This is a genomic window from Cohnella sp. SGD-V74, assembly GCF_003001675.1.
In the GTDB taxonomy this organism is placed as follows: domain Bacteria; phylum Bacillota; class Bacilli; order Paenibacillales; family Paenibacillaceae; genus Cohnella.
On record NZ_PVYW01000001.1, the window covers coordinates 237,723 to 253,629 of the forward strand.

The 15,907-nt window shown below is 59.7% G+C and carries 14 protein-coding genes; all 14 read right to left on the bottom strand.

Annotation, left to right across the window (positions count from 1 at the left end; all coding sequences use genetic code 11):
* Nucleotides 1-160 precede the first annotated feature (160 nt).
* The 14 genes from B0G52_RS01135 to B0G52_RS01200 all read right to left on the bottom strand — a co-directional run bounded on the left by B0G52_RS01135 (nt 161) and on the right by B0G52_RS01200 (nt 15,881).
* Entirely contained in the window at nt 161-595 is a 435-nt protein-coding gene (locus B0G52_RS01135; protein ID WP_094041669.1) for a hypothetical protein, read from the bottom strand.
* Between the two features lie 33 nt (nt 596-628).
* A complete protein-coding gene (gene floA, locus B0G52_RS01140; RefSeq protein WP_094041670.1) occupies nt 629-1,627 on the bottom strand; it encodes a flotillin-like protein FloA in 999 nt (332 codons plus the stop codon).
* A gap of 54 nt (nt 1,628-1,681) precedes the next feature.
* Entirely contained in the window at nt 1,682-3,091 is a 1,410-nt protein-coding gene (locus B0G52_RS01145; protein ID WP_094041671.1) for an NfeD family protein, read from the bottom strand.
* A gap of 364 nt (nt 3,092-3,455) precedes the next feature.
* Nucleotides 3,456-3,899, bottom strand: coding sequence for a GatB/YqeY domain-containing protein (locus tag B0G52_RS01150; RefSeq protein WP_094041672.1), 444 nt, complete (start codon nt 3,897-3,899; stop codon nt 3,456-3,458).
* A gap of 15 nt (nt 3,900-3,914) precedes the next feature.
* The gene (gene rpsU, locus B0G52_RS01155) at nt 3,915-4,088 is read right to left on the bottom strand and encodes a 30S ribosomal protein S21 (protein WP_094041673.1); all 174 of its coding nucleotides are present in this window, start codon (nt 4,086-4,088) and stop codon (nt 3,915-3,917) included.
* Between the two features lie 150 nt (nt 4,089-4,238).
* Nucleotides 4,239-4,595, bottom strand: coding sequence for a histidine triad nucleotide-binding protein (locus tag B0G52_RS01160; RefSeq protein WP_094041674.1), 357 nt, complete (start codon nt 4,593-4,595; stop codon nt 4,239-4,241).
* Nucleotides 4,596-4,714: 119 nt separating this feature from the next.
* Nucleotides 4,715-5,116 carry a hypothetical protein gene (locus B0G52_RS01165; RefSeq protein ID WP_369826961.1) on the bottom strand — a complete coding sequence of 134 codons (402 nt, stop codon included), beginning with the start codon at nt 5,114-5,116 and terminating at the stop codon, nt 4,715-4,717.
* Between the two features lie 91 nt (nt 5,117-5,207).
* Entirely contained in the window at nt 5,208-5,846 is a 639-nt protein-coding gene (locus B0G52_RS01170) for a hypothetical protein (protein WP_094041675.1), read from the bottom strand.
* A 35-nt stretch (nt 5,847-5,881) separates the two neighbouring features.
* Nucleotides 5,882-9,805 (bottom strand): UvrD-helicase domain-containing protein, encoded by a 3,924-nt coding sequence (locus B0G52_RS01175; RefSeq protein WP_094041676.1) that lies wholly within the window; start codon nt 9,803-9,805, stop codon nt 5,882-5,884.
* Nucleotides 9,802-13,341, bottom strand: coding sequence for a helicase-exonuclease AddAB subunit AddB (gene addB, locus B0G52_RS01180; RefSeq protein WP_094041677.1), 3,540 nt, complete (start codon nt 13,339-13,341; stop codon nt 9,802-9,804). The genes B0G52_RS01175 and addB overlap by 4 nt, the downstream gene beginning before the upstream one ends.
* 130 nt (nt 13,342-13,471) lie before the next feature.
* A complete protein-coding gene (locus tag B0G52_RS01185) occupies nt 13,472-14,158 on the bottom strand; it encodes a hypothetical protein (RefSeq protein WP_094041678.1) in 687 nt (228 codons plus the stop codon).
* 601 nt (nt 14,159-14,759) lie between these two features.
* Entirely contained in the window at nt 14,760-15,143 is a 384-nt protein-coding gene (gene mnhG, locus B0G52_RS01190; protein ID WP_094041679.1) for a monovalent cation/H(+) antiporter subunit G, read from the bottom strand.
* Nucleotides 15,121-15,405 carry a Na(+)/H(+) antiporter subunit F1 gene (locus B0G52_RS01195; protein WP_094041680.1) on the bottom strand — a complete coding sequence of 95 codons (285 nt, stop codon included), beginning with the start codon at nt 15,403-15,405 and terminating at the stop codon, nt 15,121-15,123. The genes mnhG and B0G52_RS01195 overlap by 23 nt, the downstream gene beginning before the upstream one ends.
* Nucleotides 15,405-15,881: a Na+/H+ antiporter subunit E gene (locus B0G52_RS01200; RefSeq protein WP_094041681.1), complete on the bottom strand. Its 477-nt coding sequence runs from the start codon at nt 15,879-15,881 to the stop codon at nt 15,405-15,407. Before B0G52_RS01200 ends, B0G52_RS01195 begins: the two co-directional genes overlap by 1 nt.
* Nucleotides 15,882-15,907: the final 26 nt, after the last annotated feature.

Below are 15,907 nucleotides of genomic sequence, written 5' to 3' on the forward strand. Positions count from 1 at the left end.
GGCGCATCCCTTTATGTGGCCGTCCTGGCCGCGCCGGTTTCCGGACACGCCGAAAAGGGCCGACGCGCAAGCCGGAAGCCTGTTGCTTCCTGACTGCGAGTCGACCCTTGGCGGATTCGCTTATGAATGATGATCAAAATCGAACTTTTTGAACTGCCTCTCAGCGTCTGTGGGGCTTGCGGGCGCGCGGGCGGCCTAATATTTCCGACCAGAGCACGGCGCGCGCCAAATCCTCCCTGTCCAAGCCGACGCCGGTTTCCCGGCCCGAGGCTCGCCAATTCGTCCGTTTGGACACGGCGGCGCTTAGAACCGGGCTAACGAATTCTTCCGGCTCCTCCGACGAGGCCGTACTCGGTGATTCATCCGCGAAATACGCCCTTCTCGCCGGCTCCGGCTCCCGCTCGGGCCTTGCCGCCTGAGGCGGCGGCTGGACAGTCCGCTCGGGACGTCTGCGAGCCTCTCCCCCGAAGTCCGGCATCCGATTCGTGGACCGTTTCTCTAGCGGAGATTTGCGAAAGAACAAAAAGTACGCAATCCCGATAATGATGATCACAAACTGAAAATTAGAGGTCAGGAACGTAATGAGCTGCTCCAAGGCGCTCCCTCCTTCCTGCTTGGCGCGGACGAATTACGACTTCTTTGGTCCGTCTCCGCCGAGCAAATCGCTCTGACCGCCGATCGAGCCTCTCATCTGCGTATCCGCTTCGATATTTTTGAGGTTCATGTAATCCATGACGCCGAGATTGCCGGATTTCAGCGCGGCTGCCATCGCGAGAGGAACTTCCGATTCCGCTTCGACGACCTTCGCCTGCATCTCGACGACGCGCGCCTTCATCTCCTGCTCTTGAGCGACGGCCATTGCGCGGCGCTCCTCCGCCTTCGCCTGCGCGATGCGCTTGTCGGCTTCGGCCTGCTCGGTCTGCAGATGAGCGCCGATATTTTTGCCGACGTCCACATCGGAGATGTCGATGGACAAAATTTCAAATGCCGTTCCCGCATCCAAGCCTTTGCTCAGAACCGTCTTCGAGATCAGATCGGGGTGCTCTAGCACGTCCTTATGAGATTCCGACGCACCGTTCGTACTGACGATCCCTTCGGCAACACGGGCAAGCACAGTCTCTTCCCCGGCGCCGCCGACGAGGCGATCGATATTCGCTCGCACCGTAACTCTGGCGCGAACTTTGACTTCGATCCCATTTTTCGCTACGGCGGATACGACAGGGGTTTCAATGACTTTCGGGTTAACGCTCATCTGTACCGCTTGCAGCACGTCACGTCCGGCCAGGTCGATCGCTGCGGCCCGTTCGAACACAAGCGGAATATTGGCGCGTTGAGCCGCGATCAGCGCGTTGACGACGCGGTCAACGTTGCCCCCCGCAAGGTAGTGGCTTTCCAACTGATTGATGTGCAGGCCGAGTCCGGCTTTCGACGCTTTGATCAACGGATTGACAATCCGGCTCGGTACGACGCGCCGCAGCCGCATGGCCACGAGCGTGATGATGCTGATTCGAACTCCGGCGGCCAGCGCCGAAATCCACAGCATAAACGGGAAAAAGCTCATAAAGACCGATACTCCGATCACAACAAGGGCAATAATGACAAAAATCTGAATATCCGCACCGCTCATAACATACCTCCGACAGTTTATTTGTGAACCTTAACAAAAAGCCCGCTTTTGGCGTCAGACGTCTTTGTTTAAATTCGCCGGGCTTCCCGGAATTTCCTTTACGACGATGCGGGTTCCGTCCACCGCCGTCACCTGGACCGCTCTGCCCGACTCGACGAATTCCCCGGATGTAATGACGTCAAGCCTCTGGCCGCCGATTTCGGCGATTCCCGAGGGGCGCAGCAGCGATACGGCCGTACCGGTCTGCCCGACCCAATGCTCGCGCGACTCCTGAGGGACGAAGCCTTTGTCCGCAGTCAGCGAATCCTTCAGAATGAACCGGTTCCACACGCCCCGCCTGCGGAAAACGTACACGACGATGCCGACGACAACCGCCGCCACGAGGACCGCGATGCCGAGCGTCCGCAGCGCATTGCCCGTATCGTAAGCCCCCATCGTAATGCCGACGATAACGGATATAGTACCGAGTATGCCCAAAATTCCGAAGCTTGGAACGAAAATCTCGAGTACGAGCAGGCCGATGCCGAGCAGGAATACGACCAGCGATTCCATTCCGGCGAAGCCGGCGATCGATTGCCCGAAGAAATACAGCCCGAAGGCGATCAGCCCGGTAATGCCGGGAGCCCCGAAGCCGGGCACGAGCAATTCGATGGCGATGCCCGCAATCCCGATAACGAGCAGCAGCAAGCTGATGCCGGGAGAGGTGAGGAACTCCGACACGCGCTCCGCAAGCGACGGCTTGACTTCAACGATCGTTCGATCCGACAACCCTTTCCAAGCGACCACTTCTTCGACCGTGCTCGCCAGCTTGTCGGCGTACCCGACCTTAAACGCATTTTCCGCGCTAAGCGAAATAATCTGTCCTTGACTGCTCTTCTCCCCGATCTCCTCCATCTCGACGACCCGATTCGGATCGACCATGCCGATGGCGATGTTCGGATTGCGCCCGTTCATCTCGGCCGCCGAACGCATCTGCTCGCTCCAGAACGAGACGAGCTTCGGATTTTCGACCGCGTTGCCCGCTCCGTCCACGATCATGGCCGCGCCGATCGTCGAGCCCGGAGCCATCGCGATGCCTCCGGCGTTCAGGGACAGATAAGCGCCGGCGGATGCCGCCTTGCCCGTAACGAAGGCGACCGTCGGAACGGACGCTTCGCGAATGCGCTTGCCGATATCTTCGGCCGTATCCAGTCGGCCGCCGGGCGTGTCGACGTCGAGAATGACGAGGGACGCTTTCGCTTCTTCGGCTTCGTTAAGCGCCCGCTCGAGGAACGAGGCCAGTCCGCTCTGCACCGTCTGCTGGACGGGAATGACGTACACGGAGCCTGCCGAAGGCGTCTCTGCCGCCCGGGCAACGCCCGACGCGATCCCCAGCAGTTGGAAGACGCCCAGCAGCGCCAGCGCGGCAAGCCCGATCCGCGCTCTCCACGGCATTCGAGCCTTCCGTAATGTCGTAACGCCCATACTTTTCCATCCTCCTTATCTGAATCATCCCACATACTCTATATTACGATTCGACAACCGATACGTTTCATTCCTGCCAAAAGAGGTTGTTCAAAAAGTCCGCTTTTGATCACGAAGTATCTCGGGATGCGGATTCGACATCGAATCTTGAATTCAGCCGGTTCTTCCGGTACTCACGTAGATTTGACTACGCTAAGCGATCGCTTCCTCATAACCGGTCTTCATCCAACCTTCCAGGATGCATGGGCGAGCAGTTCGCCGTAAGGCGAACGACCAGCCTCGGTGCTGAAAACCGGACTTTTTGAACACGCACTAAAAGCAAAAAGCACCCCCATTGCGGGAGTGCCTGTCTGTCATGTCCGGATTATTGCAGAGATTGCTGGACGATTGCGTTGACGAGCTTGCCGTCTGCAACGCCTTTCACCTTGGGCATAAGCGCGCCCATCAATTTCCCGAGGTCGGCTTTAGAAGAAGCACCGGTTTCTTGCATGGTCTGTACAACGATTGCTTTGATTTCTTCTTCTGTAAGCTGTCGCGGTAGATATTCGGAGATGATCTCAATTTCTGCCCTGACATTGCTTACGAGATCTTCCCGGCCGCCCTTCTCGAAGTCCAGCAGGGAATCGCGTCGTTGCTTGAGTTCACGGCTCAATATATTAAGCGTCTCGTTATCGTCAAGCGGCCGGCGCAGCTCGATTTCATGATTTTTGATCGATGCCCGAACCATGCGAATCGTCTGGAGACGAAATTTCTCCCCAGCCTTCATCGCTTGCTTCATGTCATCATTCAATCGCTCCGCAAGATTCATGAGTGCGGATTCCTCCTAGTACTTCCGTTTACGCGCAGCTTCGGATTTCAGCTTCCGTTTCACGCTTGGCTTTTCGTAATGTTTACGTTTCTTCACTTCCGCGAGAACGCCATCTTTGGCAATGGAACGCTTGAAGCGGCGGAGTGCAGCGTCGATTGTTTCATTTTTTCGTACTTTTGTTTCGGCCACCTGTTTTCCCTCCCTCCGCAACAGACCCAACACGGTTATCAAACTATATTATATGTGATGAGGAAAGGCAGTGTCAACTTGGGCCGAGCAATAAATACGAAACGTTCGGCGCTAAGTTTTTCCTTCGCTCAAAACTCCGGATTATCGACTTTAACCTTGCCCCTGCGCGTTCAGCGGACCCAGCGTCTCGCCGCCGAGAATGTGCCAGTGGATATGGAACACCACCTGCCCGGAATCGCGTCCGCAGTTGTTGATCAGACGGTAGCCGGACTCCCCAAGGCCCGCTTCTTGGGCGATCGTCTTGGCGGACAGCAGCAAATGTCCGAGCAACGCTTGATCTTCCGGCTCGCAGTCGTTCATCGTCGCGATGTGCTTCTTGGGAATGACGAGCAGATGAACCGGAGCCTGCGGCTGAATGTCGTGAAAAGCGTAGACGAGATCGTCTTCGTACACTTTGCGGGAAGGAATCGTTCCTTCGACGATTTTGCAAAATAAACAATCCGACACTGGACGCACCCCTTAACGATTTGGCATATGCATCCATCATACCGCATCGGCCCCCTCCCCGTCCAATGGACAAGGACCTGCGGCTGTCGCCGCAGGCCCCTGCCGCTCGGGCTTGCCGTTTACCAGTAGTACGGCAACAGGGAGATCGCCGCCAAACCGGCCAGCGGCAAAATCAGCCTGTTGAACCTGCGCGGACGGTAAGGGTAGAACCCTCCTCCGAACGGCGGATAGAACGGCGGCGGGAAAAATCCGCGCATCGGCTCCACCGAGCCCGGAACGGCCAGACACAGCCACTCGTCGTCTACGTGCTCCACGATGCCGTCGTAACAGAACCCGTCCGCGGCCTGAACTTCGACATAACGGTGCATATGGGATTCGCACGTCTTTTTCGTCACGTTCTTGGCGACCGGCTTCGGCATAGGCATCGGATGGCTTCCGTGATGCCCTTTGGGCGCATGCTCCTGCGCGGGTTTCGGCGCAGGCTGCGGAGCCGGTTGCGGCGTCGGCTTTGCTTTTTCCATGAGCATTCTCTCCTTGGGCGCCTGTTTCCCCAACATCATATGCGAACATGGGCGAATGGCTACATGGAAACGCGCAAAATGGGCTCGGACGTCAACTCCGGCCGCTCAAGGCCGAAGCGAGCTCGCGAAGCTTGACGGACGCTTGGAGAGCGTGCGGCTTCCACTCGCCCAGCGTCGTCATCTGGCGGAACCCGGCTTCGCCCGAAGGGGCGCGGAACCCTTTCAGCGCTTCTTCGATGTCTGCCGCGCCGTCCCGGACGTCCGTCAGAAAAGCGATTTCCGCGTCCGTCAGCGGAGCGCCGCTCTCGCCGATCGTCGCCAGCGGGCTTTCCGCCCCGATGACGGCGTTCGCCGCCTCGAGAATCGGCTTGGACGCCTCCTCGCGGGATTGCCCCGACGCTGCGCTCTCGGCCTCGATAAATAGGGCGAGCGCTTCCGAGCCCGACAATCTGGCCTCGGCGAGCTGCTTGGCGGCGCGTATTCTCTCCGCTTCCGTCTTCGCGACGAGGAATCCTTCGGAGCCGTCGCGAAGACGTTCCGCGAACAGCTGCGCGTGCACGTACCGCTCGGCGAGGCGCTGTCCGCGGTCGGTTTTGAGCGACTGCTCCTCCAGCATGTATTTCGAATACCCCAGTATGACCAGCGTCATCAGAACGACGATCGCGATCAGCATCCCGCCTATCGTATACGAGATTTGCTTTTTGCTTTTGTTTTCGGCGTTGGCCGACATGGCTCATCCTCCTGCAACTTTTTTGTTTCGACGGTTCAGGTTACACGAACGACATGGCCTCCGTCGAAGAAGTAGACGTACGTTTCCTTGACCGGCATGCCCGCGATTCCGCTCGCCGCTTCGGCGTACCGCTCCACTTGGAACCGGTGCTTCTCCGCCGCTTCGTCGGCATTCCGCCCTTTCAGCGCGTCCGTCTTATAGTCGACGAGCACGAGTCCGTCTTCCTCTTCGAACAAGCAGTCGATAACCCCCTGTATGATTACGGTTTCCCCCGCTTCCGGTTTCAGCGCCCCGGGGTGGAGAGCGGCGGCGTCCAGCCCGTACGTGAACGGAACCTCGCGCCACACCCTGGCCGAACCGCGCATTCTTTCGTACAGAGAAGAGCCGCAGAACGCCGCCACGGAAGCCGCCTCGATGCCCGCTCTCTGCTCGGCCGACAAAATCCGCCTTTCAACAAGCCGGCCAAGCATCTCTTCGATTCGTCCGAGGGACGCGTCCCCGCCGAGCGGCAGATGCTGCATGACGAGATGGTACGCCGTTCCCCGTTCGGCCGGAGTCAGCTGCTTGGCGGACATGAACCGCGGACGGCGAAGCCGGAACGCGGCCGCGGACGGCTGCGGCTCCTCTTCTTCCGCCAGCCGCTCGCGCCATTCGTCGGGCACGCCCTCCGTCTCTGCCGCCGGAACGGGCGGAAAGGCCGGCAGCGCGGCTCCGTCGCGGCGAAGCTTCAGCGCCGTAATCGACGTTTTCGCCGCCACTTGAGATGCAGTCTCGTGCGGATAGCGCCAAGACAGCGCTCGATCGATCCGCTCGGCCAGACGGAAGGCTCCCGCTCCGACCGGCTCTCCGCTGACGACGGCGTTCCACAGCCGATCCTCGTCCGGAGCAGCCTCCTTCGCTTCGGACGTGCGCAGCGTATAAGCCGAAGACGGCTCGACGCGGAAGATCCATCTGTTCGAAGGATCGGCATGCCCGTCCGCCAGCATCGCAGCCGGACCGAGCCAGTCCAAATACTTGGCGGCTGCGGCGACCGCGTGCGGAGGCAGGCCGTCCTCGGCCATCGCGGCCGTTTCGGCCCATTGCTCCCGCATCTTGAACGCGTCCTTGCTCGTCCCGATCAGATACAGCTTCTCCTTCGGCCGGGTCAGCGTGACGTACAGCACGCGCATCTCTTCGGCCAACATCTCGGCCGCAAGCTTCCTGCGGATGGCCAGCTGCGGAAGCGTCGGATAGGTGACCCGGGTGTCGCGCTCGTACACCCGCGGACCGAAGCCGAGCTTCTTGTGCTTCAGGAACGCTCCGTTCAAGTCCCGGCGGTTGAAATTACGGCCGAGCCCCGCCGCGAACACGACGGGAAATTCAAGCCCTTTGCTCCGGTGGATCGAGACGATCCGGACGACGTTCTCGCTCTCGCCGAGCGCTCTTGCCGCCCCCAGATCCGCGCCGGTATCGCGCATCCGGCCGAGAAACCGCAGGAAGCGGAACAGCCCGCGGAACCGGGAGGAACGCTCGTACTGGACCGCGCGGTCCACGAGCGCCCGAAGGTTCGCCTGACGCTGCCCGCCCCCGGGCAAGCCGCCGACGAAGTCGTAGTAGCCGGTCTCCCGGTACAGCATCCACAGCAGATCGCCGAGCGGCTCCCTTCTGGCGAAATCGCGCCACTCCTCCAGCTTGCGCAGAAAATCCGCCAAGGCGCGGCGAACGTCCGGTCCCAGCAGCGCCGCGGCTTCCTCGCCGCCGCGAGCGGCCTCTGTCGCCGCCTCCCAGAACGGACTCCGCCTGCGCGCGAGTCGGATGCGCGCCAAGTCCTCGGCCGATAGGCCGCCGATCGGCGAGCGCAGCACGCCCGCGAGCGGAATGTCCTGGCGCGGATTGTCGATGACGGACAGCAGCGACAGCACGGTGTCCACTTCCGTCGCCGCGAAATATCCGGTCGCCAGATCCGCGTACGCCGGAATGCCGGCCGCCTTCAGCTCCTCGATGATCGTCGGAGCCAGCGCGGACACCGCCCGCAGCAAAATAACGATGTCCCGATACTGCACCGGCCGGTGCAGCTTCGCTTTGGCGTCGTATACCGCGAACGGCGGCCGCTGATCTTCCTCGCCGCCCGTTCCCATCAGCTTGCGGATCTCGTCCGCGATGCACCTCGCTTCGAGCTGCGCCGCTTCCAGGTCCTCCGTCTCCTCGGAGCCGCCTTCTTCGGCGCCCGCCTCGTCTTCCGGCGCGCTCCCGGCATCCGGCCCTGCCGGCTGCTGCGGGGCGTCCTCCCCGTCTTCGCTCGTCCTCGATGCGGCTCTGTCCAGCAAAATCATCTCGACGGCGTACGGATTCGGCCCCCCCGGTTCGACTTCGGGGTAGCCGTCGCTGTATTTCAGCTCCGCCTGCTCGTCGTAATCCATCTCCCCGACCGGCTCGCGCATGATGAGCCGGAAGACGTGGTTGGCCGCCGCGAGAATTTCCCTGCGGCTGCGGAAGTTGCGCGCCAGGTCGATGCGCAGCCCCGACTCGCCCTCCAGGCTTCCGGCATCCGTCATCTCCGGTCCGTAAGGCGCGTAAGTTTTGTACTTCTCCAGAAACAGCCCCGGCTCCGCCAGACGGAACCGATAGATGCTCTGCTTGACGTCTCCCACCATAAACACGTTGCCGGGATCTCGCCTGGCGATCAACGACACGATCGCTTCCTGAACCTCGTTCGTATCCTGGTATTCGTCGAGGTAGATTTCCGCGAACCGGTCGCGAAAGCCGAGCGCCGCAAGCGAAGGAGCGCTGTTGTCCGGGGTCGAGGAAGCGTCGCGCAAAATGCGCAGCGCGTAATGCTCCAGATCCCCGAAGTCCAGCAGCCCTTTCGCCCGCTTCGCCTGCTCGTAGCGCTCTCCGAACCGGATCGCCAGCTCGGCCAGGCTCTCCATCTCCGGAGCCAGCTCGCGCAGCTCCTCGGCGTATTGCTCCGGCGTGCGGACGAGCCACTCCTCGGCCAGCTTGCCGGCCGCTTTCTTCGCCGAATCCCGCAGCGATTTGACCCGCTCGATCAGCGCCGGGTCGTACTCGTCGCCTTTGCACGCCTTCAGCCTGCCGAACCGGATGCCGGCTACGGCGGCCTGCCACGCTTCCCACGAGCCTGACGCGAACGCCGCCGACGCTTGCTCCAGGCCGTCGATGTCGGCGAAGAGCGTCTCGATGTACGGCTCCGGCCCTCCCTGCTCATGGGCGACCCGAAGCGCGACGCGCAGCAGCTGCAGCGCGCCCTGAAGCAGCAGCGCCGCATCGTCGCGCAAGCTCTTGACCCAGAGCGAGCCGAGCAGCTCCTCTGCGTCCGCCGCTCGGAACCGCGCAGCCGTCTCGCGCAGCCAATGCTCCGGCCACGGGTGGCTTCCCGCGAATTCGTGCAGCTCGAGCACGAGCCGGTGAAGCGGCTCGTCGCTGCGCTCGCCGCCGAACCGGTCGGCAAGGGCGGCCATTTCGCCGTCCCCGCCCTCGGCCGCGTACCGCTCCTCGAACAACTCGTCGAGCGTATCCATCCGCAGCAGTCCCGCCTCGGTGTCGTTGGCCATCCGGAAGCCCGGATCGAGCTCGATGAGAGGCGCGTAGCGCTCCACCACTTCCAGGCAGAACGAATGCAGCGTCGTCACCGAAGCCCGCGGCAGCAGCGCGATCTGCCGTCGCAGATGCTTCGAGTCCGGATTCCGCTCCAGCGCGTCCTCGAGCGCATGGCGAATCCGCTCCTTCATTTCCGCAGCCGCCGCTTTCGTGAACGTCGCGACGAGCATCGCGTCCACGTCCAGCGGGCGGCTCTCGTCGGCGATGCGCGATATGATCCTTTCGACGAGCACCGCGGTTTTGCCGGAGCCTGCGGCGGCGGCCACGAGCAGATTCGAGCCTTCCGCCGCGATCGCCGCCCACTGCTCGTCCGTCCAACGGCTTTCCGCCGGTTTCTCCGGCCATTGTTGCCATTGCTTCACAGCGGTTCGTCCCTCCTTGCCTCAAGCGCCAGCCGTCTCCACAGTTGCTCGCGGTCGGCCGCCTTGCTTAAAGTCTGATACCCGTTGCCCTCGACCTGGCTGTCGAAATGGCATACGGGGCGATAGTCGCAGAACGCGCATGGGCTGCGCTTGTCCATCCGATAAGGCGCGATCGCCACGTCTCCGTCCGCGATCCGCTTGCCGATCCGGCGAATTTGCGAGCGGACCGAGCCCCGCAGCACTTCCCATTCGCTCTCGCTTGCCACTTGAGAGCGCGCCGAGAACGTGCCGTCCTTCTTGAACTCGACCGGAACGACGGCCGATTTGCCCGCATCGGCCAACGTTTCGTCCATCAGCTTGACCGACTCCCCGTTCGCCAACAGCAACCCCTGCATCCGGTACTGCTTGAACAAGGCGTTCCTAGCCTCCTCCGGAGACAGCCCGTTCGCCGTATTGAGCAGCGGATTTTGCACGTGAAAATAAAGCACGCCCGCCGGCTTCGCCGGACGGCCCAGCCAATGCGGGGCATGCGTCACGACGACGTCGAGATAGGTAAGCATCTGCAGCGACAGTCCGTGCGCCACCTCGTCCAGCTTCAGCTTCGTCGCGCTGGACTTGTAATCCAGAATGCGCAGCAAGAGGCCCGCCGACGATTCGGCCGCGTCCACGCGGTCGATCTTGCCGACGATGTCCATCCAGCGCGATGAATCCAACGGGAGCGACAGCGCGGGCAGCAGGCCGTCCGGTCCGAAGCTCAGCTCCAGCCCCACCGGCTTGAACGCTGACAACGCCGCATGCTCGCCCAGCATCGCGGACGCCTTCGTCACGATATCCCGCAGCTTGCGCGCCATCACTTGATGACGATGAGAGGACAGCAAAATTTGCGATTGCACGCGGGGCAGCAGCTTGTCCACCGCGGCGGCAGCCTCGAGCTGCCATCTGGACGCGTCCATTCCGGCCGGGCCTTCGGCGAACAGCTTCTCGGTTGTCTGCCGCAGCGCCGCATGAAACAGCTGCCCGATATCGGGCGATTCGACCCGGTACAGACGCCGCTCCTGCAAACGCAGTCCATGCACGGCGAAATGCTGGAACGGGCAGGCGATGAACCGCTCCATCCTCGACACGCTGGCCAGCAGCCGGTCCCCATACAGCAGACGGCTCGTCTCCGGCGACAGCGGCTTCTCTTCATTCGTATAGCTCAAGGAACCGATCAGCGAACGCAGCCTCGGCTTCCACTCTTCGCGTCCGAGCAGCCAGTCGTAGACCGCCCACCAGCCCGGCGCCATCGCCTCGCCCTGACGCCAGCTGCGCAGCCGGTTGAGCAGATGGGTCATCGCCCTTCCCGGTTGGGCGGCGTATGCGAGCTGTTCGTCCTCCGGCTGCGTTCCTTGCGGCTCGGCCGCGACAGTCTGCACCGGGATGCCCGGGAACCGCTTGCGCAGCTTGCCGATCCATTGCGACGGCAGCAGCGTCTGCCCTTCCTCGTTCGCGATCGGGTAGCTGATCCACAGGTGGCGCGACGGCGTCGTCAACGTCAAATAAGCCAGAAACTCCTCGTCAAGCAGCCGCCTTCGGGCCCCCGGAGCAAGCTTAAGCCCCGCCGACGCCAGCCTGTCCCGCTCTTCTTCCGCAAGCAGACCGTTCTCGGGAATGCGCATCGGCAGGACGCCGTCGCTGGCGCCGAGCAAGTAGACGATCCGAACGCGGTCCGATCTCGTCCGCTCGGGACTGCCGATCAGCACGCCGTCGAGCGACGGCGGCACGGCGCCCAGCTTCAACTCCTCCAGTCCGGAGTCGACCATGCCCGCGAACAGTTCCAGATCCGGCGGCTGCTCGCCCATCAGCTCGACCAACTGATCGAGCAAGTAGACGACGCCGTCCCACAGCGGACGATGAACCGCCATCCGGTCCGGACGTCCCGCAAGCTCGTCCTGCTTCGTCCAGCTCTCGAGGCGATCCGCCGCTCCCGTCTCTTCCAGAAACAGATAGACGGCTTCGCACAGCTCCCTGACCGAGCCCGACGCCTTCAGCCGCCCTTCGAGCGCCAGCAGCGGCTTCAGCAGGGCGTCGCGCACTTCCCGCAGCGCCCCCATCTCCCGCTCAGCCGCGGAACCGGGCTCCGATTCGTCCTCGATATCTCCGCCGTAAAGCGGAAACCACGCTTGTTCAGCATGCCAGCGCCAGCCGTCGATTCCCGCGGCCAGCGCGTAATTTTCCAGCCGGTCGACCTCGTCTCTCGTCACTCTTCGCTCCGGCGTGTCCAGCAGATCCGTCTTTGCGCAGCGGAACACCGCTTCCGCCTTCCAACCCCCGGTCACGCACTCGAGCGCCGAGCGCACGAATTCAACGAACGGGTGATGCGAGACGCCCGCCTTGCCGTCCAGGAAATGCGGAATGCCGTAATCGTTCAGTACCGCCTCCAGCAAGTCGGCGTAATCGTCAAGCTTGCGCGCGAAGACGGCCATATCCCGCCAGCGGCTGCCATCTTCCCGGACTCTGCGCAGCATGTCCCGGGCGACGGCTTCCGCCTCCGTCCGTCGATTGGCCGCCTCGCGCAGCGACAGCCCGCAGCTCGGGTGCTCCGGCCGCAGAATATCCGACTCTCCGCCCCAGCGCTTCCGATTCTCCCAGTTCCGCTCCAGGAAAGCGAGCATCGGGTTGTCGCGGAAACGCGGAGCTACTTCCGGCTCCAGCACGGTCGGCGCTTCCACGGCAACGCCAGAAGCCTGAGCCAGCTCGCACAGCTGAGCGGAAGTTTCCGCCGTCGGATGGAACAGATCCAGCTCGTCCGGCCTCTCTCCCGCCCCGTACGGGCGATCGACGCAGAGCGCGACGCTGACCCGCTCCGCCTTGGCCAGCAGCGCTTCGATGACCGCGAATTCGCCTGGCGTAAACCCATTAAATCCGTCCATCCAAATTTCGGCGCCCGACAGCAGCGCCGAATGCTCCGCCCCCCGGGCAAGCCACCCCAGCATGTCCTCTCCGTCCAGCCAATGCCCGGACAGCTCCCGCTCCATGTCGCCGTAGATCAGAGACAAGTCGTGCAGCTTGTCCGCGAGCATCTCGCCTTCCTTCGCTCCGCTCGCGCCGCGCGCCGCGGCTTCGGCGTGGTCCGCCAGCTTTGCGCCGTCGATGCCGTACCGCTTCATCTCCGTCAGCAGCTCGTTGATGCCGGCGATCAGCCCGGACTCCCCTTTGCCGCCGCGGAACAATCTCAAACTCTCTCTTCTTGCCTCGAGCACTTTATGTAGAAGCATCGCTTTGCCGTTATCGTGAATCGGCACGACCGCCGAGCCGCCCGTCTCCTGCATGACGCGGAACGCCAGCCTGCGGAAGCTGAGCACTTGCGCTCTCATAAACCCATTTAAGCCCGGCGTCGTCGCCATCGCGTATTCCGCCTGGAAGGTCGCCTGCTCGGGCACGAGCAATATGAGCGGCGCTCCAAGCGGAGCTTCCTTCAGCCTGCTCCTGATTTCGTCCAGGCACAGGCGGGTCTTGCCGCTCCCGGAGCGCCCCGTAATCAGCCGTAACGTCATGCGTTTCCCTCCGCTTTCTATTAAATCCGATTCATCCTCTATCTCGTTGAGTATTGTAACATATTTGAGAAAATGAAGAGCGGGCCTGCCATCCCCCAAATATTGCACAAATTATTGACGCCCCGTATTCTTACAAATTCCACTCCCCTTTTGGATAATCAACATTATACTTTTTGCACAATAGGTAAGGCGAACAATCCTTTATACTTTTATCACCGGCTGCGGCTAAACCGATCACCATATCTTTTTCTTTGTTGTATAAAGTTAAAAATATTCCCTGAGAAGGGCTGATGTTAACGATGGATTGGAACTCCGATAATGCAATATCACCCTCAATAGTTTTAGTAAGAACAACGAATAGACGTCCCGATTTCTTTGTTTCACTGAAACTTTCGTCTATATCAAGATGGTAGGGTAACTCCAGAGCATTTATTTTTTCAGCATAGTATTGCTGCAGTGCTTTCTGTTCTTTAACGGGAGGCATTGATCTTATTCTTTCATAGTTGTTTAAAATCCAAGGAGCCACAAAAATAAAAGCCATATAAAAGAGGATATTTACATAATAAAGCGGATTCCTCATTTTTCTGAATAACCATATACATGAGCCAACAAGGACTGCGAGTATTAACAGCAATAAGAACAGAGATCGCGTAAAAACAAAGGTGTCTTTGGTCGGCAGCCCTGCGTTGCTCGCTGTAAAAAGCATCGTGCCTAATAGGTAAAACGTAGAAAAACCCATCAAAGCGCTGATCGGCCAACATAAAATGGGGATGATATTTTTTAATAATTTTATTCCCAGCCCACTGACCGTCTTCATCGCTTTTTATCGCTCCACTTTTTCTCGTTTTCTCTTTTCAAATTTACCACTGATCTACTCTTGTGGATATAAATTCTATATGACAAGTTAGCAATAATGATCCAAATCTGAAGAATACCCATCTTTTATTCAAGCTGTCTCTAAAGATAATGATATGTTATTTGAAAAAAACTACGGCTGACCCATTCGCGGACATCCACTCGTAACATTGAAGTTCTTCACCAAGCGAGTTGCTCTAGAAAGTCGTGTAACGCCTCCTCTACGGTGCTCAAACGAGGGGGATTGTTCTAAGAAATCGAGTAACGTCACCCGATTGGCGGTCGAACGGAGGGCGTTGTTCTAAGAAATCGAGTAACGTCACCCGATTGGCGGTCGAACGGAGGGCGTTGTTCTAAAAAGTCGTGTAACGTCTCCCCCATAGTGCTCAAACAAAAAGCGTTGTTCTAAAAAAACGCACATCGGCACACCAGACTAGGCTCTGGCGAAGGCTGTATGTCAATTGAGCAGTGGTAGAAAAAATACTAAAAAACCAACAATCCACACGAGACCTGTCGCAGTCATGTGAATTGTTGGTTTATGATCTGGTTCCCCTTAACCAATCTCAAGTCCCTTCCGTCCGAGCTTCCTTCTTCTTGGCCCGCTCCAGGTCTTCGGCCAGCTCGTCCTTGATGCTCGTATCCGACAGCTTGACGCCGAAGCGGTAGGCGGAACGGACGATCAGATGGCCGGTCACGGGCGCCGTCAGGAAGACGAACACGATGCCCAGCAGCAGCCGTACGCTGAAGTAATTGTCGACGAACAGGAAATGAATGAACGTGCCGAGCAAAATAAACAAAATGCCGAGCGTTATGCTTTTCGTCGCGGCATGCGAGCGGTTGTAGACGTCGGGGAGCCGGATAAAGCCGAGCGAGCTGAGCGAGTTCATCAACGTTCCGATAATGACCATGACAAGCACGACCGCTTCAATGATTTCTTTTGCGCTCAATGACGACGCCCCTTTCCAAAAACTTGCACAACGCGACGGTGCTTAGAAATGCCAAAATGCCGATCAGCAAAATCGTTTCCAAATAAGCGTGCGAATTCAGCAGCATCGACAATACCGCTACGATCCCGATGACGTTGTAGCCGATCGAATCGAGCGCCAAAATGCGATCGGACAAGGACGGCCCCTTAATGACGCGATAAAGGGCGATGACGATGGACACCGTCAGCAGAAACATGGACAACTTGAGCAGCGTATCGAACATTAGCGCATCACCTCGATAATGACATCCTCCAGCTTGTTTTTCGTCTTAATGACCGACGGCTTGTTCCGCTTCACATCCATCGCATGAACGTACAGGATACCTTCCTCCGGAGCGATCTCCATGACGACGGAGCCCGGCGTCAGCGTCAGCAGGTTGACGAGCATCGCAAGCTCCCATTCCGTCTTCAGCTTCGTCTCCATCTTGAAGATGCCCGGCTGGATGTTCAGCCTCGGACGAATCACCTGACCGATTACGACGATGCTGGACATCATCAGATCGATCCCGAACAAGTAGATCAGTTTAAGGATGGCCCACAGCTTTCTTCCGTAGAAGGGGGTCGGAAAAAATCTTCTGAACGAATAGATAATGAAGAAGCCCAAAATAAAACCGATGGTGAACGTAAGCGTGTTCCATACGTCATGGAGCAGCATCCATACCATGGCGATCAGCAGATTAAGCAAAATTTGCATCGTCATCTCATATCACTTCCTTCTTCGGACCG